This window comes from Streptomyces sp. NBC_00096 (genome assembly GCF_045041305.1).
Lineage (GTDB): Bacteria > Actinomycetota > Actinomycetes > Streptomycetales > Streptomycetaceae > Streptomyces.
Genome location: NZ_CP108221.1, coordinates 2671898 through 2692932 on the forward strand (window position 1 = coordinate 2671898; position 21035 = coordinate 2692932).

Below are 21035 nucleotides of genomic sequence, written 5' to 3' on the forward strand. Positions count from 1 at the left end.
CACGGCTCACGATCCGGCGTTGACGTTGGCGAGGACGGCGGTGGCGATCGCCAGGACCACGGCGCCGGCGAGCAGGGCGCTCAGGTAGCTCTGCACGTTGCCGGTCTGGGCACGGCGTACGAGGCCGCCGAGCAGCCGGGGGCCGAGGCCGGCGCCACGGACGTACGTGTCCACCACCTCGCGGTCGAGGAAGCGCACGAGGGACGCGGCGGCCCGTACGGGGCGTACGAAGAGGCGGTCGTAGACGGCGTCGAGGTGGAAGCCGACGGCGGCGTGCCGGTGGAGCGGGCCGAGGAGCGCGCGGCCGGGGTCGGCGGCGGGGGCGGTCGAAACGGCGGGGTGGTCGTGGGTGACCCGGCCGACCTCGGGGCTCTCGGCGGCGGATTCGGCGGCGGCGACGGACGCGGGCACCCCGGTGGGGGCCGCATGGGTTCCGGCGGCGGGGGCTCCGGCGGAGGCGGCGGGGGCTCCGGCCGTGGCCAGGGTGGCCTTGGCCTCGGCGCGCTGCCAGAGGGCGTAGGTGAGGACCGCGCCGACGACGGCGGCGCCCGTGCCGAGGACCGAGGTCGTCAGTGACGGGGTGAGCTCACGGCCGTCGAAGAAGTCGGAGAGCGGTCCGGCCAGCAGGCCGAAGCCGATGCTCGGGACGGCCAGCAGCCACAGCACGCCGGTCATGGCGACGGGCTCCTTGCCGTGGTCGGGGGCGGCGGCGCCCCGGCCGCGGAAGGCCATCAGCCACAGCCGGGTGGCGTAGGCGGCGGTGAGCAGGGCGGTCAGCACGCCGGCGACGAGGACCAGCCAGCCGGCCGCGCTCGGGGCGAGCTCCGAGTGGCCGCCGGCGGTGTGCTCGGCGGCGACGAGGACGGCTTCCTTGGAGAAGAAGCCGGCGAAGGGCGGGAAGGCGGCGAGCGCGAGCAGCGCGATCGTCATCGTCCAGAAGACGTCGGGGATGCGCTTGGCCAGGCCGTCCATTCGGGACATGGCGGCCAGGGAGTTGGTCCCGGCGGCGTGGATGATCACGCCGGCGCCGAGGAACAGGAGCGCCTTGAAGGCGCCGTGGGACAGGAGGTGGAAGACGGCGGCCGCCCGGTCGCCGACGGCCAGGGCCCCGGTCATGTAGCCGAGCTGGCCGATCGTGGAGTAGGCGAGCACCCGCTTGATGTCGTCCTGGGCCAGGGCGGCGAGGGCGGAGCCGATCATCGTGACAGCCGCCATGACGGCCAGGACCACCATCGCGGCCCGGGAGGCCGCGAAGACCGGGAGGAGGCGGGCCACGAAGTAGACACCGGCCGCGACCATCGTCGCGGCGTGGATCAGCGCGGAGACCGGGGTGGGGCCCGCCATGGCGTCCGGGAGCCAGGTGTGCAGCGGGAACTGCGCGGACTTGCCGGCGACTCCGGCCAGCAGGAGCAGCGCGATCAGCGTCGGGTGCTCGAGCCCGCCCGCGGTGACGGTGCCCAGGATCTTCGTGATCCGGAAGGAGCCGGCGTCGGCGGCGAGCGCGAACAGGCCGATGAGGAAGGGGACGTCGCCGAGCTTGGTGACGAGGAAGGCCTTGAGGGAGGCGGAGCGGGCCGCCTCGGTCTCCCAGTAGTGGCCGACCAGGAAGTACGAGCAGATGCCCATGATCTCCCAGCCGACCAGCAGCACCATCAGGTCGCCGGAGTAGACGACGAGCAGCATGGCGGAGGTGAACAGTGAGACCAGAGCGGCGTAGGACGGGTAGCGCGGGTCCTCGCGGAGGTACGCGGTCGAGTAGACCTGCACGCAGGTGGCCACGACGCCGACCAGGACGGCCACCATGACGGCGAAGCCGTCCAGGTGGAGCGAGAGTTCGATCGGCACCGAGCCGGTCGGGGTCAGCTCGGTCGCCGTGTCGATCGCCTTGCCGCCGCCCTGGCGCAGGGCGACCAGCACCGCGAGCACGGCTGCGCCCAGCGTGGGCAGGACGGCGAGCGGCTTGACGAAGCCGGGGGCGGTGCGGCCGAGCAGCAGTCCCGCCAGCGCGCCCAGGAAGGGCAGCAGGGGGACGAGTACGGCGAGGGTCGGGGTGCTCACGCGGCGGCTCCGGTCGCAGTGTTCGCGCTGTCCGGGTTGGCGCTGTCCGGCTCGTGGCCCTCGGCGGTGTCGCGCAGTCGGTCGACGTCCGCGGTGCCCCGGTTGCGGTACACCATCAGCACGATCGCGAGGCCGATGCCGATCTCGGCGGCGGCGATGGCGATGGTGAAGAGGGTGAGGGCCTGGCCGGCGTGCAGGCTGTCGCGCAGCCAGACGTCGAAGGCCACCAGGTTGAGGTTGACGGCGTTGAGCATCAGCTCGACGGACATCAGGACCAGGATGGCGTTGCGGCGGGCGAGCACTCCGTACAGGCCCGTGCAGAAGAGGAGCGCCGCCAGCACGGCGGGGTAGGCGAGGTGCATCAGCGCTGCCCCTTCTTATCGGTGGCGGGCTTGTCGGCGGCGGGCTTTTCGGCGGCGGGCGCGGGCGCGCCGGTTTCCGGGGTGTCCTTGCGGGACAGCACGATGGCGCCGATCAGGGCCGCGAGGAGGAGGACGGAGAGCGCCTCGAACGGCAGCACCCAGTGCCGGAAGAGGATCTCGCCGGAGACCTTGGTGGAGCCCTGGGCGGGGCCGTCCAGGTCGATCCAGGTGGTGCGGAAGGCGTCGACGACCACCCAGACGAGCGCGGCGGCCGCGACGAGGGCCACGCCGAGGGCGACCGGGCGGTTGCCCGAGTCGGCGTCCGGGGAGCGGCCGATGGGCGCTTTGGTGAGCATCAGCCCGAAGAGGAGGAGGACGACCACGGAACCGACGTAGATCAGCACCTGGACCCAGGCGATGAACTCGGCGGTCAGCAGCAGGTACTCGACGGCGATCCCGCCGAGCGCGACGACCAGCCACAGGGCGGCGTGCACGAGCTGCTTGGTGGTGACCGTGACGGCGGCGGCGCCGAGGGTGGCGAGGCCGACGAGGACGAAGGCGATCTCGACGCCGGTCGGGGAGAGGAAGCCGTGGCCTTGGGCGGCTGCGGTGATCACGCGTCTCCTTCCGGGGCCGGGGTCGGGGTCTGGGCCTGACCGGGGGCCGGGGTGTCGGGGGTCTCCCCGGCGGCGGCTGGTGCAGCGGCGGTGGCCTCGGCCGCGGCGGCGGCTTCGGCGTCTGCGGCTGCCTCGGCCGCGGCGGCGGCTTCGGCCTTCTCCACGGCCTTGCGGGCGGCCGCGACTTCCTTGGGTTCCTCGGCGGCGGGGTCCAGGGCGGGCGGGGCCGGGACGGTCCACATCCACTCGCGCAGCTTGTCGCGCTCGTGGGTCAGTTCGTGGATGTCGGTCTCGGCGTACTCGAACTCCGGCGACCAGAACAGCGCGTCGAAGGGGCACACCTCGATGCAGATGCCGCAGTACATGCAGAGGGAGAAGTCGATGGCGAAGCGGTCGAGGACGTTGCGGCTGCGCTCACGGCCACCGGGGGCGGCGGCCGGGACCGTCTCCTTGTGGGAGTCGATGTAGATGCACCAGTCGGGGCACTCGCGCGCGCACAGCATGCAGACCGTGCAGTTCTCCTCGAACAGGCCGATGACCCCGCGCGAGCGCGGCGGGAGCTCGGGCTGTACCTCGGGGTACTGGGCGGTGTGCGAGCGCTTCGTCATCGTGCGCAGCGTCACGGCCAGGCCCTTGGCGAGGCCGGAGCCGGGGATGGGGGGCATTTACTGGATCGCCACCTTCACGATGCCGGTGAGCGCGATCTGGGCGAGCGCGAGCGGGATGAGTACGGTCCAGGCGAGCTTCTGCAGCTGGTCCTCGCGCAGGCGGGGGTAGCTGACGCGGAGCCAGATCACCACGAAGGAGAGGGCGGCGATCTTGAGCAGGGTCCAGACCCAGCCGAAGGAGTCACCGCCGAAGGGACCGTGCCAGCCGCCGAGGAACAGGACGGTTGTGAGGGCGCACAGGACGACGATGCCGGCGTACTCGGCGAGCAGGAACAGTGCGAAGCGCAGGCCGGTGTACTCGGTGTACGCGCCGAAGATGATCTCGGAGTCGGCCACGGGCATGTCGAAGGGGGGCCGTTGGAGTTCGGCGAGGCCGGCGGTGAAGAAGACGAGTCCGCCGACGATCTGCCAGGGCAGCCACCACCATTCGAAGGCGCCGACGATGCCGGGGAGCGACACCGTCCCGGCGGCCATGGCGACCGAGGCCGCGGCGAGCAGCATGGGGAGCTCGTAGGCGAGCAGCTGCGCGGCGGTGCGGAGGCCTCCGAGGAGGGAGAACTTGTTCGCGGAGGCCCAGCCGGCCATGAGCGAGCCGAGCACGCCGATGCCCATGACGGCGAGCGCGAAGAAGAGTCCGGCGTCGATGACCTGGCCGACGGCTCCCTCGCCGGGGCCGATGGGGATGGCGAGGAGGACCAGGAGGTACGGGAGGAGGGCGACGGCGGGGGCGAGCTGGAAGACGCGGCGGTCGGCGTTGGCCGGGACGATGTCTTCCTTCTGCGCGAACTTGACCCCGTCGGCGACGAGCTGGGCCCAGCCGTGGAAGCCGCCGGCGTACATGGGGCCGAGGCGGCCCTGCATGTGGGCCATCACCTTGTGCTCGGCCTGCCCGACGACGAGCGGGAGCACGAGGAAGACGGCGAAGACGACGATCAGCCGCAGGGCGACGTCGAGGACGTCGTTCACGCGGCGCCTCCGGTGGGGTCGGTGGTCGGATCGGGATCGGGATCGGGATCGGCGGGAGGCTCCGCCGGTGGAACGCGATCGGCCGGTACGGCGGGCTCCGCCGGGGCGGCCGGGGACACCGGCTCGGCCGGGGTAGCCGTGGTGGCGGGCTCCGCCGGGGTGGCGGGCTCCGCCGGGACGGCCGGGGTGGCGGGCTCCGCCGGTGCCACCGGGACGGCCGGTGCCGCCGGGAGCTTCGGGTGGGCCGGGGTGGCCGAAGTAGCCGGGTCGGTGGGCTCCGCCGGGACGGTGGGCTCCGCCGGGACGGCCGGGGCGGCCGGTGTAGCCGAGCTGGCCGGGGCCGCCGGGGGCTTCGGGTCCGTCGGGGGTTCGGTGAAGGCTGGCTTCGGGTCGTGCCAGGGGGCGTCCGAGCTGCGGGGCCCGGGGCGCTTCGGAGCCTCCGGCGCGGGGGCGGCCTGTGCCTGGCTGGCGGAGCCGTCGGACGCCGAACGCGTACGGCGGGCCGGGCGCGGCGGGGCCGCCTCGTCCGCGGCCGGGGCGGTCGGGGGCCCGGCCTGGCTCGCGGAGCCGTCGGATGCCGAACGGGTACGGCGGGCCGGGCTCGGCGGGGTGGCCTCGTCCGGGGTCGAGGGCGGGGCGTCCGGCTGGCTCGCGGAGCCTTCGGATGCCGCGCGGGTGCGGCGGGCCGGGGTGGCCTCGTCCGGGGTCGCGGGCGGGGCGTCCGGCTGGCTGGCCGAGCCGTCGGTCACCGAGCGGGTGCGGCGGGCCGGGGTGGCCTCGTCCGGGGTGCGGGCCGGGCGTTCGCCGGGGGCTCCGGCCGCCGCGCGCGGGGTGCGGGCGGGGCGGGCGGGGGCCGGGGGGAGCTGGCCCTTGAGCGGGCCCCAGTCGTTGGGGTCCGGGACGCCCGGCGGAAGAATCTGGCGGCGCTTCGGGGCGTCCGGGTCGTGCGCCTCGCCCGGCTCCTTCGCGCCGGGCCAGGCCTTGGCCACGCGGGCGGCGAGGACGAAGTCCTTGCGCAGCGGGTGGCCCTCGAAGTTCTCGGGGAGCAGCAGCGGGACCAGGTTCGGGTGGTCGGTGAAGACGACCCCGAACATCTCGAAGGTCTCGCGCTCGTGCCATTCGGCGCCCGCGTACACCGCGACCGCGGAGGGCAGGGAGGGCGCCGAGTGGGGGACGGTGGTCCGCAGCAGGAGGCGGCGTACGCGGTGGTTCTCCAGCGAGACCACGTGCGCGCAGATCCGGAAGCCGGTGCCCGGCTCGTCCACCGCGCTCAGCCAGTCGAAGTACGTGCAGCCCAGCTTGTCGCGGGCGATCTCCAGCGCGGGGATCCAGCTCGCGGTGGGCACGTCGACCGTGAGGACGGAGTACGAGAACGAGCCGACGGCCTCCTCGCCGAAGACCGTTCCCGCCGCGTCGGGGAGGGAGTCGTAGAGGTTCACGCGTCCGTCCCCGGGGCGGGCGGCGGGGTGACCAGGGCGCTGGTGAGCTGCGCGGGCGTCGGCGGGGCCGGGTTGGCGTAGCGCTCCGCGAGCGATTCGCGGGCGATCTTCTCCTGGAGCTTGAGGATGCCCTGCAGCAGCGCCTCGGGGCGGGGCGGGCAGCCGGGGACGTAGACGTCGACGGGGATGATCTGGTCGACGCCCTTGGTCACCGAGTACGAGTCCCAGTACGGTCCGCCGCAGTTGGAGCAGGCGCCGAAGGAGATGACGTACTTCGGCTCGGGCATCTGCTCGTACAGCCGCTTGACGGCCGGGGCCATCTTGTCCGTCACCGTGCCCGAGACGATCATGAGGTCGGCCTGGCGCGGGCCGGGTGCGAAGGGGATCACGCCGAGCCGGATGAAGTCGTGCCGGGCCATCGACGCCGCGATGAACTCGATGGCGCAGCAGGCGAGGCCGAAGTTGAAGACCCACAGGCTGTAGCGGCGGCCCCAGTTGAGGACCACCTTCATGGGTTCGGGCGCGAGGCGGGACAGGACGCCCAGCCGCTTCGGCTCCGGGAGCAGCTGCGGCTCCGACGGCACGGCCGGGGTACCGGCCGGGGTCACAGCCATTCGAGGACGCCCTTCTTGTACGCGTAGAGCAGGCCGACGGCCAGGAAGCCGAGGAAGATGAACATCTCCACCAGCGTCGTGGCGCCGTAGCCGGCGGCGGCGAACACCGTCGCCCAGGGGAAGAGGAAGATCGAGTCGACGGCGAAGATGACGTAGAGGAAGGCGTAGACGTAGTAGCGGACCTGGGTGTGCGCCCAGCCCTCGCCCACCGGGTCCACGCCGCACTCGTAGGTCAGCAGCTTCTCGCGGGTCGGGACGGACGGGCTCAGCAGGCGGTTGGCGCCGAACGCCACCGCCACGAAGAGCACACCGAGCACGGCCATGAGGCCGACGACCGAATACGTCCGGAAGTAGTCCGCGGCGAGCACGGATACGGTCGATACCGTTGGTTCGGGCACGTCCGTTCCTCGTTCCTCGGCCACTGTCGACGATCAGGTTGATCTGGTACGGACGGGAGTCTAGGGCCTGGGTCCCACGGGGTGGGGTTATCCCCCGTTTACCTCGGCCCGGCTGCCCCATGGCATCGGGGCCGCGCGGTTGACAGGGTGGGTGCATGACCGCGAGCGAACACACCCCCGACGACGGCTCCCTCCCTCCCGTCCGCGCTGCCTTCGATGCCGTGACGTGGAAGGAAATCGCCTATTTGCTGAGCAATTTCCCCGCCGCCCTCATCGGGTTCGTCTACACGGTCGTCATGGTGTCGACCGCGGGTGGCCTGTCGGTGACCGCGATCGGACTTCCGCTGCTCGCGTCCGGTCTCTTCCTGTCTCGCCAGCTGGGACGGCTGGAACGGGGGCGGGCGCGCGACCTCTTGGGTGTACGGGTGGACGAGCCGACGCCGATGCCCGGACCGCGGCGGTCGGGCGGGTTCTTCCCCTGGCTGTGGGCGACGCTGAAGGACCCGGTGGCGTGGCGGACGGTGCTGTTCGAGCTGGTGCGGCTGCCGTGGGCGGTGTTCACCTTCGCCGTGACGCTGACCGGGCTGTTCGTCCTGTGGCCGGTGCTGCCGTGGGTGGTGCGCGGGCTCGCGAACGTGGACCGGGCGATGGTACGGGGCCTGTTGTCGCCGTCGGACGAGCTGGAGCGGCGGATCGCGGAGCTGGAGTCCGACCGGGGCGTCGTGGTCGACACGGCTGCGGCGGACCTGCGGCGCATCGAACGGGACCTGCACGACGGGGCGCAGGCGCGGCTGGTGGCGCTGGCGATGGGGCTGGGCCTGGCGAAGGAGAAGCTGCTGGAGGACCCCGAGGGCGCGGCGGCGATGGTGGACGAGGCGCACGGCGAGGTGAAGATCGCCCTCCAGGAACTCCGGGACCTGGCACGGGGCATCCACCCGGCGGTACTGACGGACCGGGGGCTGGACGCGGCGCTGTCTTCGGTGGCTTCGCGGTGCCTGGTGCCGGTGAAGGTGGCGGTGGACCTGCCGGCGCGGCCGGCGGAGGCGATCGAGGGGATCGCGTACTTCGTGGTCTCGGAGCTGCTGCAGAACGTGAGCAAGCACGCGGGTCCGCAGGCGCGGGGTGCGGAGGTCGAGGTGTGGCGGGCGGACGGGGCCGGCGGTTCGGCGGGTTCGGCGGGGGGCCGGCTGATGATCCGGGTGTCGGACGACGGGCGCGGCGGCGCGGATGCCCTGGCCGGGTCGGGGCTGGCGGGTCTGGGCGAGCGGCTCGACGCTGTGGACGGGGTCCTGGTGGTGGAGTCCCCGGTGGGCGCGGGCACGGTGGTGACGGCGGAGCTGCCGTGGCGCGGGCGCGCGACCGTCTGACGGCGGCGGGGTCGTCCCGTGGCTGACTCCGGCTGCCCCCACCCCCTCCGGGTCGGGACCACATCGCGCACCGGGGCCCGGGTGAGAGGCCGCCGCGAACGCCGGCGGGGCTGGATCTTCCAGCCCCGCCGGCTTTCGCGCGCGGGCCGTGCGCCAGCCGGATCCCGCCACTCCGGTTCTCGAGGAGCGAGGTCCGCGGCGGAGCCCCGGGGAACGGGCGAAGGGCGGGCAGGGCGCCGCGGCCCCGCGCTGCGGAGGCACTGCGGCCCCCTGCTGCGATGCACCCACCCCCGCACCCGCACCCCCGCACCCGCACCCCGCACCCGCACCCGCCGGCGCGCGATCGGCGGCAGGGCCGCAGGCCCACAGCCGCAGGCCCACAGCCCGGCCCGGCGCCGCTGACGGCAAAACCGCGGCCCCCGGGGTGGGGTTAACCCCCGGGGGGAGACGCCGACCCGCCGGATGGTTTCGCGGGGTGCCCGGCGGGAGGGTTGGGGGACACGGCAGACGAAGGGCAGGCAGGCGACATGGGCAGCAGCGCACACAGCGGCAGCGGCAGCGGCAGGGTGCTGCGGGCTCCCCTGGAGGGGCGGACCTGGCGGGAGTTCGGGTACCTGATGCTCGGGCTGCCGCTCAGCACGCTGTACTTCTCCCTCGCCATCGCCGGCGTCAGCGTCGGCGCGGGCCTGCTCGTCACCTTCCTCGGTGTCCCGGTCCTCGCGGGACTGCTGGCCATGTGCCGCGGGTTCGGCCGCGTGGAGCGGGCCCGGGTGCGCGGGATGCTGCGCCACGACATCGCCGAGCCGGAGCCGATCCGGGCGAAGAAGGCCGGGCCGATCGCCGGCATGGGGGCCCTGCTCAAGAGCGGGAGCGCCTGGCGGCACGTGCTGTACTCCGTGATCCACTTCCCGTGGGCGGTGTTCGGCTTCACGGTGGCCCTGGTGTTCTGGGCCTACGGGTGGGCCATGCTGCTGTACCCCCTCTGGTTCTGGGTCTTCCCGGCGTACACCAATCAGCCGGGGCTCCAGCTCTTCCAGAACGACGACTACACCTTCTACCTGGACTCGCCCCTGGCGATCGCGCTGACCTGCGCGACCGGGCTCGCCTTCACCCTCGCCACCCCCTGGGTCATCCGCGCGCTGACCACCGTCGACCGGGTGCTCGTCGCCGGGCTGCTCGGCCCGTCCCGGCTCGCGCACCGGGTCAGCGAGCTGGAGTCCGACCGGGGGGTCATGGTCGACACCGCCGCCGCCGATCTCCGGCGCATCGAGCGGGACCTGCACGACGGTGCGCAGGCCCGGCTGGTGGCGCTGGCCATGGACCTGGGGCTGGCGAAGGAGAAGCTCGCCGAGGACCCGCGGGCCGCGGCCCGCATGGTGGACGAGGCCCACGGCGAGGTGAAGATCGCCCTCCAGGAGCTCCGGGACCTGGCCCGCGGGATCCACCCGGCCGTCCTGACCGACCGGGGGCTGGACGCGGCGCTGTCCTCGGTGGCCTCGCGGTGCGCCGTGCCGGTACGGGTGGCCGTGGAGCTGCCGGCGCGCCCGGCGGCGGCGATCGAGGGGATCGCGTACTTCACCGTCTCGGAGCTGCTCCAGAACATCAGCAAGCACGCGAGGGCCCGTACGGCGGGTGTGGACGTGTGGAAGTCCGGCGACCGGCTGCTGATCCAGGTCGCCGACGACGGGCTGGGCGGGGCCGCCGCCGTGCCCGGGTCGGGGCTGGCGGGACTCGCGGAGCGGCTCGACGCGGTGGACGGCGTCCTGGTCGTCGACTCCCCCGCCGGCGGCGGCACGACCGTGACCGCCGAACTTCCCTGGCGCCCCGCCACCTGAGGCCCGCCCGGGACTCCGGTGGCGCCCCGCCACCTGAGGCCCCGCCCGGGACTCCGCCGTCTGACCACCCGGCCCGTGCCGTTCGCCCCGCCCCGCCGGGGGAGAAAGCCCTGACTTTTCGGGCCGGGGGGCGGAGGGGGGCCTTCCACCACCGAAAACGCGGCTTCCGCGGCCACACGTTGATCCCACTCCGCCTCGATCCGAGCTCAGGGCTGGGATGCTTGGCTCAGTCAGGGAAAACGGGGCACGTGTGGACGCGGGGAGCAACAAAGTCGTGGAAGACAGGGTGCGAGTGGTCATCGCCGAGGATTCGGTGCTGCTGCGTGAGGGCCTGACCCGGTTGCTGACCGACCGGGGGCATGACGTCGTGGCGGGCGTCGGGGACGCGGAAGCCCTGATCAAGACGGTGGCGGACCTGGCGGGGCAGGACGCCCTGCCGGACGTGGTGGTGGCCGACGTGCGGATGCCGCCGACGCACACCGACGAAGGCGTACGGGCCGCGGTGCGGCTGCGGCGCGACTACCCCGGCATAGGCGTGCTGGTGCTGTCCCAGTACGTGGAGGAGCAGTACGCCACCGAACTGCTGGCCGGTTCCAGCACCGGGGTGGGGTACCTGCTCAAGGACCGGGTGGCCGAGGTGCGGGAATTCCTGGACGCCGTCGTCCGCGTGGCCCGGGGCGGTACCGCCCTGGACCCGGAGGTCGTGGCGCAGCTCCTCGGCCGCAGCCGCAAGCAGGACGTGCTGGCGGGGCTGACCCCGCGCGAGCGCGAGGTGCTCGGGCTGATGGCCGAGGGGCGGACCAATTCCGCCGTGGCCAAACAGCTCGTGGTGAGCGACGGCGCGGTGGAGAAGCACGTCAGCAACATCTTCATGAAGCTGGGCCTGTCACCGAGTGACGGGGATCACCGGCGCGTGCTGGCCGTCCTCACCTACCTAAGATCTTGATCAACTGACACTCTGTCAGGTAAGGCCGGATTCGGACAGACCGCCGAAGGGGCGGTCCAGAACCTGAGCAGCCCGGGGAAGGAATCCCTACGGACGTAGGGTTGACCTTGGGCAGGCTCTCGCCTCGAAGGAGGTCCAGTTCAGTGACCAGCCAGGTCAGTAGCCCAGCCGAACAGTCCGACGGGGCCGAAGGCGCGGTCGTCGGCGAGCAGCGGACGTCCCCGGGCCCGAACGGCGACACCCCGGGCCACGGCAGCGACGCCGACGGCAACGACACCCACCGCAGCGACGCCCACGGCAACGGTGGCATCGGCGGCAAGGAAGTGCGCAAACTCGATCGGGTGATCATCCGCTTCGCGGGTGACTCCGGTGACGGCATGCAGCTCACCGGTGACCGTTTCACCTCGGAGACCGCCTCCTTCGGCAACGACCTTTCGACTCTGCCGAACTTCCCCGCCGAGATCCGGGCGCCCGCCGGAACCCTCCCCGGCGTGTCGAGCTTCCAGCTGCACTTCGCCGATCACGACATCCTGACGCCGGGCGACGCCCCGAACGTCCTGGTGGCGATGAACCCGGCGGCGCTGAAGGCCAACATCGGGGACGTGCCGCGCGGCGCGGACATCATCGTCAACACCGATGAGTTCACCAAGCGCCCGATGGCGAAGGTCGGCTACGAGACCTCCCCGCTGGAAGACGGCTCCCTGGACGCCTTCAACGTCCACCCGGTGCCGCTGACCACCCTCACGGTCGAGGCGCTGAAGGGCTTCGGGCTCTCCCGCAAGGAGGCCGAGCGCAGCAAGAACATGTTCGCGCTGGGGCTGCTGTCCTGGATGTACCACCGGCCCACCGAGGGCACCGAGACCTTCCTGCGGCAGAAGTTCGCGAAGAAGCCCGACATCGCCGAGGCGAACGTCACCGCCTTCCGGGCCGGCTGGAACTTCGGCGAGACCACCGAGGACTTCGCCGTCTCCTACGAGGTGGCCCCGGCCACCCGCGCCTTCCCGACCGGCACCTACCGCAACATCTCCGGGAACCTCGCCCTGTCCTACGGGCTGATCGCGGCGGGGCAGCAGGCGGACCTGCCGCTCTACCTGGGCTCGTACCCGATCACCCCGGCCTCGGACATCCTGCACGAGCTGAGCAAGCACAAGAACTTCGGCGTGCGCACCTTCCAGGCCGAGGACGAGATCGCCGGCATCGGCGCGGCCCTGGGCGCGGCCTTCGGCGGCGCGCTCGCCGTGACCACCACCTCCGGCCCGGGCGTGGCGCTCAAGTCCGAGACGATCGGCCTCGCGGTCTCCCTGGAGCTGCCGCTGCTGATCGTGGACATCCAGCGCGGCGGCCCCTCCACGGGGCTGCCGACCAAGACGGAGCAGGCCGACCTGCTCCAGGCGATGTACGGGCGCAACGGCGAGGCCCCGGTCCCGATCGTGGCCCCGCGCACCCCGGCGGACTGCTTCGACGCGGCGCTGGACGCGGCCCGGATCGCGCTGACGTACCGGACGCCGGTGTTCCTGCTCTCCGACGGGTACCTCGCCAACGGCTCCGAGCCGTGGCGGATCCCGGACGTGGCGGACCTGCCGGACCTGAAGGTGCCGTTCGCCGCCGGCCCGAACCACGAGCTCGCGGACGGCACCGAGGTCTTCTGGCCGTACAAGCGCGATCCGCAGACCCTGGCCCGCCCGTGGGCGGTCCCGGGCACGCCGGGCCTGGAGCACCGCATCGGCGGCATCGAGAAGCAGGACGGCACGGGCAACATCTCGTACGACCCGGCCAACCACGAGTTCATGGTCCGCACCCGCCAGGCCAAGATCGACGGCATCCGGGTCCCGGACCTGGAGGTCGACGACCCGGACGGCGCGCGGACCCTGGTCATCGGCTGGGGCTCGACGTACGGGCCGATCACGGCCGCCGTACGCCGGCTGCGGCTCGCCGGGATCCCCGTCGCACAGGCCCATCTGCGCCACCTCAACCCCTTCCCGGGGAATCTGGGCGAGGTCCTGAAGCGTTACGACAAGGTAGTGGTGCCGGAGATGAACCTCGGGCAGCTCGCGACCCTCCTGAGGGCCAAGTACCTGGTCGACGCCCAGTCGTACAACCAGGTGAACGGCATGCCGTTCAAGGCCGAGCAGCTCGCCACGCATCTCAAGGAGGCCATCAATGACTGAGGTGACGGACACCCCGACCCTGCTCTCGCTGGTGCCGAAGGCCGCCGCCAAGCAGTCGATGAAGGACTTCAAGTCGGACCAGGAGGTCCGCTGGTGCCCGGGATGCGGGGACTACGCGGTGCTCGCCGCCGTGCAGGGGTTCATGCCCGAGCTGGGGCTGGCGAAGGAGAACATCGTCTTCGTCTCGGGCATCGGCTGCTCCTCGCGCTTCCCGTACTACATGGACACCTACGGGATGCACTCGATCCACGGCCGCGCCCCGGCCATCGCCACGGGTCTGGCCACCTCGCGCCGCGACCTGTCGGTCTGGGTGGTCACCGGTGACGGCGACGCGCTCTCCATCGGCGGCAACCACCTGATCCACGCCCTGCGGCGCAACGTCAACCTCAAGATCCTGCTGTTCAACAACCGGATCTACGGGCTGACCAAGGGGCAGTACTCCCCCACCTCCGAGCTCGGCAAGATCACCAAGTCGACCCCGATGGGCTCGCTGGACGCGCCCTTCAACCCGGTGTCGCTGGCGATCGGCGCGGAGGCCACCTTCGTGGCCCGCACGGTCGACTCCGACCGCAAGCACCTCACCGAGGTGCTGCGCGCGGCGGCCGCCCACGAGGGCACGGCGCTGGTGGAGATCTACCAGAACTGCAACATCTTCAACGACGGCGCCTTCGAGGTCCTCAAGGACCACGAGCAGGCCCAGGAGGCCGTCATCCGCCTCGAGCAGGGGCAGCCGATCCGCTTCGGCGTCGACAACGCCAAGGGCGTCGTGCGCAACGAGACCACCGGAGACCTGGAGGTCGTGACGGTGACGCCCGCGAACGAGTCCCGGATCCTGGTCCACGACGCGGGCTCGGCCTCCCCGACCAACGCGTTCGCGCTGTCCCGGCTGGCCGACCCCGACACGCTGCACCACACCCCCATCGGGGTGTTCCGCGACGTGTCCCGGCCCGTGTACGACACGCTCATGGCCGAGCAGCTGGAGACGGCCGTGGACCGCAGCGGCAAGGGCGACCTGGGCGCGCTGCTGAGCGGCAAGGACACCTGGACCGTCGTCGGCTGAGCCGTCCGACCCCGGCACACCCCCGCTCCCCCGTTCCCCGCTCCACCGCCGAAGCCCGGACCCGCAGGCCAGGTCCGGGCTTCGGCGTGCCGGGTCCGGGCTTCGTCGCGCCTGGCCCCCGTCAAGTGTCATGAGCATCTCGTCGGACGCTAATGACTTCCGGCTCGCTCGGCGCTACCGTCATCAGGTTGGCTTGAAGTAGCTCTGGAGGTCCCGTGAAGGCAGAGAACGACCAGCGCACGGGTTTGCTCTACGGATTCGGCGCATACGGAATGTGGGGGATCGTGCCCCTCTTCTGGCCGCTCCTCCAGCCCGCCGGCGCCATCGAGATACTCGCCCACCGCATGGTGTGGTCGCTGGCCGTGGTCGGGCTGGCACTGCTCGCCCTGCGGCGCTGGGGATGGATGGCCGAGCTGCTGCGCCAGCCCCGCAAACTGGCGCTCCTCGTGGTGGCCGCCGTCCTGGTCACCGTGAACTGGGGCGTGTACATCTGGTCGGTCAACAACGGCGCGGTCGTCGAGGCGAGCCTCGGCTACTTCATCAACCCCCTGGTCACCATCGCGCTCGGCGTCCTGGTCCTCGGCGAGCGGCTGCGCCGCACGCAGTGGGCGGCCGTCGCGATCGCCGTCGCCGCCGTACTGGTGCTCGCCGTCGGGTACGGGCGGCCGCCGTGGATCTCGCTGATCCTGGCCTTCTCCTTCGCCCTGTACGGGCTGATCAAGAAGCAGCTCGGCATGGGCGGCCTGGAGTCGCTGACCGCCGAGACCGTGATCATGTTCCTGCCCGCCCTCGGCTACCTGCTCTGGCTCGGCGCGCGGGGCCAGTCCACCTTCACCGCCCAGGGCCCGGGGCACGCCGCCCTGCTCGCCTCGGCCGGGCTGGTCACCGCGATCCCGCTGGTCTGCTTCGGCGCGGCCGCGATCCGGGTCCCGCTGTCCACCCTCGGGCTGCTCCAGTACATGGCCCCGGTCTTCCAGTTCGGGCTGGGCGTCCTCTACTTCCACGAGGCCATGCCGCCCGCGCGCTGGGCCGGCTTCTCGCTGGTCTGGGCCGCCCTGTCGATCCTCACCTGGGACGCCCTGCGCACCGCCCACCGCGCCCGCGCCGGCCGCCTGGAGGCCCTCCCGGCCCCCCTGCCGGCCCCGGTCCCGGCCCCGGTCCCGACCCCGGTCCCGACCCCGGCGCGCGAGACCGCGTAACACCGCTCCGGGCATCGGCGGGCGCGTCCCCGGACGCGCCCGCCGGCACGTCCGCTACGCGTTCATCGGCAGCCCCGTCGCGGCGAGCCGGAGACCGGGCGGCGCGTGCGCGACCACCAGGGCCACGGCCTCCGCGGCCGTGGCCACCTCGGCGATCTCCACGAGGCGGTCGCGCACGCGGAACCGCCCGTCGGGCAGCGGAATCACGAAGGGGACCGCGACCTCGTAGGGGAAGCGGGTCGTGCTGCTGAAGTGCACGTGGCAATGGCTCGTGTACGGGTACAGCTGCCGCAGGAGCGGGTCTTCGTGGGCCGCCTCCAGCACCGCGATGGTGCCGAGATGCCAGACCTTGGGCCCGAGGCGCTCCAGTCTGTCCTCCCACGTCCGCCGCGTGTCGAGCCACTGGGTCTCGACGGCCGCCGCAGGGGTCTCTTCGTTCACGCTCATCCCCCCAGTGTGCCCTCGCCGCGCCCTCGCGAGCGGCTCCGTCCGCTTTCCGAACGGGTGTGACCGAATTCAGGTCTTGACGGACTGTCACGCTCTCACTGAACATCGGGCTCGCACTGACGCACGTAGCTCACCTGTTCTTCCCCGCACGTTTCCGCACACATCCCCAGTACGGAATCCCGGAGCCCCCACATGAGCCTGTCCGTCTCCCGGCGCCTGGCCGCCGTGACCGCCCTCGCGGTCGCCGGTCTGTTCGCCGCCACCGCTCCCGCCGCGCTCGCCGTGCCCAGCACGGCCGCCGCCGCGCCCACACCGCCCGACATCCCGGTCGCCAACGTCAAGGCGCACCTGACGCAGCTGCAGTCCATAGCCACCGCCAACGGCGGCAACCGCGCGCACGGCAAGGCCGGTTACAAGGCTTCGATCGACTACGTGAAGGCCAAGCTGGACGCCGCCGGCTTCACCACCACCCTGCAGACCTTCAGCTCCAGCGGTGCGACCGGCTACAACCTGATCGCCGACTGGCCGGGCGGTGACCCGAACTCGGTCCTGATGTCCGGCTCGCACCTGGACTCGGTCAACGCGGGCCCCGGCATCAACGACAACGGATCCGGTTCGGCCGCCATCCTGGAGACCGCGCTGGCCGTCTCCCGCGCGCAGCTCCAGCCGACGAAGCACCTGCGCTTCGGCTGGTGGGGCGCGGAGGAGCTCGGCATGATCGGCTCGAAGTACTACGTGAACAACCTGCCGGCCGCCGAGAAGTCGAAGATCTCCGGCTACCTGAACTTCGACATGATCGGCTCGCCGAACCCGGGTTACTTCGTCTACGACGACGACCCGACGATCGAGCAGACCTTCAAGAACTACTACGCGGGCATCGGGGTCTCCACCGAGATCGAGACCGAGGGCGACGGCCGCTCCGACCACGCGCCGTTCAAGAGCGCGGGCATCCCGGTCGGCGGCCTGTTCTCGGGCGCCGACTACACCAAGACGGCGGCCCAGGCCCAGAAGTGGGGCGGCACCTCCGGTCAGGCCTTCGACCGCTGCTACCACGCCTCCTGCGACACCTCGGCGAACATCAACGACACCGCCCTGGACCGCAACTCCGACGCCATCGCCTACGCGATCTGGAACCTCGGGGCGGCCACCCCGGTCCCGCCGGGCCAGTCCTTCGAGAACACGGCGGACGTGAACATCCCGGACTCCCCCGCCGCCGCGGTGAACTCGCCGATCACGGTCTCGGGCGTCACGGGCAACGCCCCGGCCACCACCAAGGTCGACGTGACCATCGTCCACACCTACCGCGGTGACCTGGTGGTCGACCTGGTCGCTCCCGACGGCACCGTCTACAACCTGCACAACCGGGCCGGCGGAAGCGCCGACAACCTCGTCCAGTCCTACACCGTCAACGCCTCCTCCGAGGTGGCCAACGGGGTGTGGAAGCTCCAGGTCAAGGACGCGGCCGCGCAGGACGTCGGCTACATCAACAGCTGGAAGATCACTTTCTGAAACAGCGGTGCCGGGACACGCCAATTGGTCTAGTCCTCTAGGGCTCCGGTGTGATCTGATCTGATCATGCCGGAGCTCCACCCGGACGAGGCGCCGATGGTCCTACGTGTCCTGCGCGAGGCCCGGTAGCGAGGCCGACAGCGGATCCTGGATCCGGGCCCGCAACTCCTCGGCGACCGCCGCGACATCGGCCTGCCCCAGCTTCGCGGCCTCCACCAGATCGCCCAGTTCCTCGGGCGAGGGCAGCTGCCTGGCCCCGGCGACGCGCAGGTACGAGCGGGTCGCGGCGGCGGCGTAGAACTCGTTCATCGGGGATTCCAGCGCCGGGCACACCGCGAGCGTGTGCAGAAACGCGGCGGCCCGCCACGCGGTGTCCGGGGCGGGCTGCTCGGGAACGAGGACCAGGTCGTTCTGGTGCCGGGCCACGGCGGCGGCCACTCCGGAGGGATCCCACACGGCGGGATCGGACGGGAGATGGTGGGCCAGGGCGGTCCAGGCCCACTCCATGGTGATCTTCAATGGCCGAACCGCTCCTGGAAGTAGCCCCAGTGGTCGGCGAACTCCTCTATCCCGGACAGGAAGTTCTTCCGGTCCTCATCGAGCTCGCGTTCCGTGACTTCGGTGATCAGCGCGGTGACCGTCGTACCCAGGGCCGCCGCACGTGCCTTGAGGCGTTCGTGGAACTCTTCTTCCAGGCGGATGGTGACGTGTCTCGACATGCCTTTCACCGTACAGCGGGGCCGCTGTACACAGGGCCGGAACGGCACAAGGGTGGGCAGGGACACAGTCCCCGCCCACCCTCACGTCACCGCTCGCCGCTCACTACTTGTTGGCGTCGGCCGCCTTCACCAGCGCGTCCTTGGTGACCGCGCCGACGTAGACCTTGCCGTCGTCCGTGATCAGCGCGTTGATCACGCGGGTCTTCAGGACCCGGCCCTCGCCGAACTTCCCGCTCACCTTCTCGCCGAGCGAGTCGAGGAACTGTGCGGCGCCCTTGGGCGCGTTCTTGTCCTTCGCCGCGTCGTCCAGGCCCTTCAGGCCGCCGGTCGAGCCGGTTTCGATCCGCGCGATCGAGCCCCAGCCCTCGCCGAGCACCTTCATGTCGCCCTTGCCCGCGCCGCCGGTCAGGCCGCCCAGGCCGGGGACGGAGTCCAGCGCGCCCAGGCCCCGGTCCTTGGCCTTGCCCTCGGCCAGGCCCTTGCCGCGCTCGCCGGCCGTCCCCTCGTTGACCTTCGCGCCCTTGGGCGGGGTGAAGGCGAAGGTGTCGGCGGCGGGCTTGGCGAAGTCCACCTTGGTGAAGCCGGCGTCCACGATCGGCTTGCCGCCGTCGGTGGACAGAACCTGCACCCGCAGCGGCACGCCGTTCTTCGCGTCCACCGCGATCTTCACCGAGGCGACCGTCGAACCGCTCGCCTTCGGCTTGAGGACCAGCTGGTAGGCGTCGCGCCCGGCCACCTGGGCCGTGTCGCCGACGCTGACGTCGGTGGTCGGGCCGGCGGCCTTCAGGATCTCCTGGGCTATCTCCTGCGGGGAGGCCGCGAGCCGGTCGCCCGTCTTGTGCCCGGAGCTCTTGCCGTCCTTGCCCGCGTCCGCCGGGGCCTTCTCGTGGAAGACCTCGTTCGACTTGGAGTCGTAACCCCAGACCTCTTCGCCGTTGTGGACGAGGCTGTACTCGTCCTTGCCGTCGGCGAAGGTGAGCTTCTGGCGGTCCGGGCCGTCGGCGGCCACCCGGAAGGTGTGGGTGCCGCTCGCCAGCTGCGCGATCTTGTCCTGCGGATCGGCGGAGCCGCCCGTCACCCCGGAGCCGCCGCCGAGCAGGCCGGCCGGCAGCGTCGGCAGACCCAGGTCCGTGCTGAGCTTGGCGCTGCCGGACAGCTGCTGCACGTCCGAGGCGGCGATCTTCTCGATGAGCTGCTGGGCCGTCATCTTCGGCAGGTCCGGACCGCCCCCGTTCGCGAAGGCCGGCACCATCGCGATGGTGCCGGCGACCACGCCGAACACCGCGACCGGGACGGCGTAGCGTGCGGCCTTGCGGATCTTTGCGTTCGTTGCCATGTCTGTCTGCCCTACCTCTGTGTGTACGGCGGCGACCTACCTTTGCTTGTACACGTCCACCCCGCGCCGCCACTCTCACCCGATCTGGTGGGGATGTGTCTCTATCTGACCAAAGCGGAGGGCTGAGGGCGTCAGCCCCCGGAGCCAACTGTGCGTACAACCCGAGGATGACATGACGGGGGCCCGGCATCCCCTACCCGTAAGGGATGCCGGGCCCTCGCCTCTGTCTTCGGTCGGGCCCCGTCCGGGACCTTCGGGGCGTCAGCCCGCGCGGTGGACCACCGCGTCGCACAGCTCCACCAGCGCCGACTTCGCGAAGCACTCCGGCAGCGGGGCCAGCATGGCCCGCGCCTCCTCCGCGTACTGGATGGTGTCCCGGCGCGCCTGCTCCAGCGCGGGGTGGACCCGCAGCCGCGACAGCGCCTCGGCGTGCCGGGCGTCGTCCGTCAGGTCGCCGTCCAGGAGCCGTACGAGGTCCAGGTCGTCCGGGTCGCCGCCCTGGGCCGCCATCTCGCGCAGCCGCAGCACGGGCAGCGTCGGGATGCCCTCGCGCAGGTCGGTGCCCGGGGTCTTGCCGGACTCGTGCGAGTCGGAGGCGATGTCGAGGACGTCGTCGGCGAGCTGGAAGGCGAGGCCGAGGCGCTCTCCGTACTGGGTGAGGACGTCGACGACCATCTCGTCGGCGCCGGACATCAGCGCGCCGAAGCGGCAGGAGACGGCGACCAGCGAACTGGTCTTGCCGGCCATGACGTCCAGGTAGTGCTCGACGGGGTCGCGGCCGTCGCGCGGACCGGCCGTCTCCAGGATCTGGCCCGTCACCAGCCGCTCGAAGGCCTCGGCCTGGATCCGCACGGCCTCGGGCCCGAGGTCGGCCAGTATGTGCGAGGCGCGGGCGAACAGGAAGTCACCCGTCAGGACGGCCACGGAGTTGCCCCAGCGGGCGTTCGCGCTGTCCACGCCGCGGCGCACGTCCGCCTCGTCCATGACGTCGTCGTGGTAGAGCGTCGCCAGGTGGGTGAGCTCCACGACGACGGCGGAGGGGACGATTCCAGGCGCGTAGGGATCGCCGAATCGGGAGGCGAGCATCACCAGCAGCGGCCGGAACCGCTTGCCTCCGGCACGCACCAGATGCTGTGCGGCCTCGGTGATGAAGGGGACTTCGCTCTTGGTGGCTTCCAGCAGACCCGCCTCGACGGCGGCCAGTCCGGCCTGGACATCGGTCTCAAGAGCCTGGTCCCGCACGCTCAGTCCGAACGGCCCGACGACGGTCACGAGGGGTACTCCTGTCTGCTGACGATCACGTTGACGATCACATGGATTGTCGATG

General features: G+C 71.9%; 20 protein-coding genes. 7 read left to right on the top strand and 13 right to left on the bottom strand.

The window, feature by feature from the left end:
- Positions 1–6: 6 nt before the first annotated feature.
- Genes OG904_RS11475 through OG904_RS11510 form a run of 8 tightly spaced genes read right to left on the bottom strand, consistent with a single transcriptional unit; the run spans position 7 to position 7122 of the window.
- Positions 7–2058 (bottom strand): NADH-quinone oxidoreductase subunit L, encoded by a 2052-nt coding sequence (locus OG904_RS11475; RefSeq protein ID WP_405489932.1) that lies wholly within the window; start codon positions 2056–2058, stop codon positions 7–9.
- Positions 2055–2420, bottom strand: a complete 366-nt coding sequence (gene nuoK, locus OG904_RS11480; RefSeq protein ID WP_405489934.1) for an NADH-quinone oxidoreductase subunit NuoK — start codon at positions 2418–2420, stop codon at positions 2055–2057. The genes OG904_RS11475 and nuoK overlap by 4 nt, the downstream gene beginning before the upstream one ends.
- Entirely contained in the window at positions 2420–3037 is a 618-nt protein-coding gene (locus OG904_RS11485; RefSeq protein WP_405489936.1) for an NADH-quinone oxidoreductase subunit J, read from the bottom strand. The genes nuoK and OG904_RS11485 overlap by 1 nt, the downstream gene beginning before the upstream one ends.
- Complete coding sequence (locus OG904_RS11490; RefSeq protein WP_405489938.1) at positions 3034–3702, bottom strand: NuoI/complex I 23 kDa subunit family protein; 669 nt, start codon at positions 3700–3702, stop codon at positions 3034–3036. The genes OG904_RS11485 and OG904_RS11490 overlap by 4 nt, the downstream gene beginning before the upstream one ends.
- Positions 3703–4671: an NADH-quinone oxidoreductase subunit H gene (locus OG904_RS11495; RefSeq protein WP_405489940.1), complete on the bottom strand. Its 969-nt coding sequence runs from the start codon at positions 4669–4671 to the stop codon at positions 3703–3705. It lies immediately after the preceding gene.
- Positions 4668–6110: an NADH-quinone oxidoreductase subunit C gene (locus OG904_RS11500; protein ID WP_405489942.1), complete on the bottom strand. Its 1443-nt coding sequence runs from the start codon at positions 6108–6110 to the stop codon at positions 4668–4670. The genes OG904_RS11495 and OG904_RS11500 overlap by 4 nt, the downstream gene beginning before the upstream one ends.
- Positions 6107–6724 (bottom strand): NADH-quinone oxidoreductase subunit B, encoded by a 618-nt coding sequence (locus tag OG904_RS11505; RefSeq protein ID WP_405489944.1) that lies wholly within the window; start codon positions 6722–6724, stop codon positions 6107–6109. The genes OG904_RS11500 and OG904_RS11505 overlap by 4 nt, the downstream gene beginning before the upstream one ends.
- Complete coding sequence (locus OG904_RS11510; protein ID WP_405489946.1) at positions 6715–7122, bottom strand: NADH-quinone oxidoreductase subunit A; 408 nt, start codon at positions 7120–7122, stop codon at positions 6715–6717. Before OG904_RS11510 ends, OG904_RS11505 begins: the two co-directional genes overlap by 10 nt.
- Positions 7123–7277: 155 nt before the next feature.
- Between OG904_RS11510 and OG904_RS11515 the strand changes: the two genes are divergently transcribed.
- The 6 genes from OG904_RS11515 (at position 7278) to rarD (ending at position 15697) form a co-directional block, all read left to right on the top strand.
- Positions 7278–8489 carry a sensor histidine kinase gene (locus OG904_RS11515; RefSeq protein ID WP_405489948.1) on the top strand — a complete coding sequence of 404 codons (1212 nt, stop codon included), beginning with the start codon at positions 7278–7280 and terminating at the stop codon, positions 8487–8489.
- Positions 8490–9016: 527 nt separating this feature from the next.
- Positions 9017–10324, top strand: coding sequence for a sensor histidine kinase (locus OG904_RS11520; protein WP_405489950.1), 1308 nt, complete (start codon positions 9017–9019; stop codon positions 10322–10324).
- Between the two features lie 286 nt (positions 10325–10610).
- Positions 10611–11270 (top strand): LuxR C-terminal-related transcriptional regulator, encoded by a 660-nt coding sequence (locus tag OG904_RS11525; protein ID WP_405497946.1) that lies wholly within the window; start codon positions 10611–10613, stop codon positions 11268–11270.
- A 143-nt stretch (positions 11271–11413) separates the two neighbouring features.
- A complete protein-coding gene (locus tag OG904_RS11530; protein WP_405489952.1) occupies positions 11414–13438 on the top strand; it encodes a 2-oxoacid:acceptor oxidoreductase subunit alpha in 2025 nt (674 codons plus the stop codon).
- Positions 13431–14498, top strand: a complete 1068-nt coding sequence (locus OG904_RS11535; protein ID WP_405489954.1) for a 2-oxoacid:ferredoxin oxidoreductase subunit beta — start codon at positions 13431–13433, stop codon at positions 14496–14498. The genes OG904_RS11530 and OG904_RS11535 overlap by 8 nt, the downstream gene beginning before the upstream one ends.
- Positions 14499–14713: 215 nt before the next feature.
- A complete protein-coding gene (gene rarD, locus OG904_RS11540) occupies positions 14714–15697 on the top strand; it encodes an EamA family transporter RarD (RefSeq protein ID WP_405489956.1) in 984 nt (327 codons plus the stop codon).
- A gap of 54 nt (positions 15698–15751) precedes the next feature.
- On the opposite strand, the gene OG904_RS11545 is transcribed toward rarD, so the two are convergent.
- On the bottom strand, positions 15752–16144 hold the full coding sequence (locus OG904_RS11545) for a DUF6193 family natural product biosynthesis protein (RefSeq protein WP_405489958.1): 393 nt from the start codon (positions 16142–16144) through the stop codon (positions 15752–15754).
- Positions 16145–16336: 192 nt separating this feature from the next.
- Here OG904_RS11545 and OG904_RS11550 point away from each other — a divergent pair, with 192 nt between their 5' ends.
- Positions 16337–17653: a M28 family metallopeptidase gene (locus OG904_RS11550; protein WP_405489960.1), complete on the top strand. Its 1317-nt coding sequence runs from the start codon at positions 16337–16339 to the stop codon at positions 17651–17653.
- A 102-nt stretch (positions 17654–17755) separates the two neighbouring features.
- Here OG904_RS11550 and OG904_RS11555 read toward each other — a convergent pair whose 3' ends face one another.
- The 4 genes from OG904_RS11555 to OG904_RS11570 form a co-directional block, all read right to left on the bottom strand.
- Positions 17756–18172: a hypothetical protein gene (locus OG904_RS11555; RefSeq protein WP_405489962.1), complete on the bottom strand. Its 417-nt coding sequence runs from the start codon at positions 18170–18172 to the stop codon at positions 17756–17758.
- Positions 18169–18372 carry a ribbon-helix-helix domain-containing protein gene (locus OG904_RS11560; protein WP_239516343.1) on the bottom strand — a complete coding sequence of 68 codons (204 nt, stop codon included), beginning with the start codon at positions 18370–18372 and terminating at the stop codon, positions 18169–18171. The genes OG904_RS11555 and OG904_RS11560 overlap by 4 nt, the downstream gene beginning before the upstream one ends.
- 103 nt (positions 18373–18475) lie before the next feature.
- Positions 18476–19708: a LolA family protein gene (locus tag OG904_RS11565; protein WP_405489964.1), complete on the bottom strand. Its 1233-nt coding sequence runs from the start codon at positions 19706–19708 to the stop codon at positions 18476–18478.
- Positions 19709–19969: 261 nt separating this feature from the next.
- A complete protein-coding gene (locus OG904_RS11570) occupies positions 19970–20980 on the bottom strand; it encodes a polyprenyl synthetase family protein (protein ID WP_405489966.1) in 1011 nt (336 codons plus the stop codon).
- Between the last annotated feature and the right edge of the window lie 55 nt (positions 20981–21035).

Bases quoted from the DNA above. Each gene is read 5' to 3' on its own strand.
- OG904_RS11520 (WP_405489950.1), top strand. From the start codon at position 9,017: ATGGGCAGCAGCGCACACAGCGGCAGCGGCAGCGGCAGGGTGCTGCGG.
- OG904_RS11560 (WP_239516343.1), bottom strand. From the start codon at position 18,372: ATGTCGAGACACGTCACCATCCGCCTGGAAGAAGAGTTCCACGAACGC.
- OG904_RS11545 (WP_405489958.1), bottom strand. From the start codon at position 16,144: ATGAGCGTGAACGAAGAGACCCCTGCGGCGGCCGTCGAGACCCAGTGG.
- OG904_RS11515 (WP_405489948.1), top strand. From the start codon at position 7,278: ATGACCGCGAGCGAACACACCCCCGACGACGGCTCCCTCCCTCCCGTC.
- OG904_RS11565 (WP_405489964.1), bottom strand. From the start codon at position 19,708: ATGGCAACGAACGCAAAGATCCGCAAGGCCGCACGCTACGCCGTCCCG.
- nuoK (WP_405489934.1), bottom strand. From the start codon at position 2,420: ATGCACCTCGCCTACCCCGCCGTGCTGGCGGCGCTCCTCTTCTGCACG.
- OG904_RS11505 (WP_405489944.1), bottom strand. From the start codon at position 6,724: ATGGCTGTGACCCCGGCCGGTACCCCGGCCGTGCCGTCGGAGCCGCAG.
- OG904_RS11490 (WP_405489938.1), bottom strand. From the start codon at position 3,702: ATGCCCCCCATCCCCGGCTCCGGCCTCGCCAAGGGCCTGGCCGTGACG.
- OG904_RS11535 (WP_405489954.1), top strand. From the start codon at position 13,431: ATGACTGAGGTGACGGACACCCCGACCCTGCTCTCGCTGGTGCCGAAG.
- OG904_RS11550 (WP_405489960.1), top strand. From the start codon at position 16,337: ATGAGCCTGTCCGTCTCCCGGCGCCTGGCCGCCGTGACCGCCCTCGCG.